Origin of the sequence: Mesorhizobium sp. M5C.F.Ca.ET.164.01.1.1 (genome assembly GCF_004792125.1) — a bacterium.
GTDB classification, from domain to species: Bacteria; Pseudomonadota; Alphaproteobacteria; order Rhizobiales; family Rhizobiaceae; genus Mesorhizobium; species Mesorhizobium wenxiniae.
On the sequence record NZ_SRTG01000204.1, the window covers coordinates 1 to 376 of the forward strand.

General features: G+C 64.1%; 1 pseudogene. It reads left to right on the top strand.

Annotated elements, in window-relative coordinates:
* Positions 1–266: 266 nt before the first annotated feature.
* Positions 267–376: pseudogene (locus EN807_RS37195) on the top strand (pyridoxal phosphate-dependent aminotransferase); the annotation flags it as partial.

A 376-nucleotide genomic window follows, 5' to 3' on the forward strand; every position in this document is an offset into this window, starting at 1 on the left:
GGCGTGGACAGGCCCTTGAGATGCTTGGACCAGGCGGGAGGCAGCCGATTATTCATCTTGCCTCGCTAGCAAAATCGACCTGCGAAATCCAGCATTAGACTAGAGAAGGAACTCGCGGTGGGAGCTGAGCACTGGACATTTCCAGCCAGAGGCGTGCTGCTCCCCTCATCCACAAGCTAGCGCCGCCATTTCCCCCTGCCGGCAACTTGCGCGGCCTACCCGTCCACGCTAGCAAGAAGGCCCCTTTTCTCGACGAGCCTCTTGCCATGCGCCTGCGCCCTCCCCTTACGCCGCTTATCGCCGCGCTTCCCTCGACGGTGCCGTTTGTCGGCCCGGATGCGCAGGAGCGTGACCGCGGCCGTCCGTTCCGCGCCCG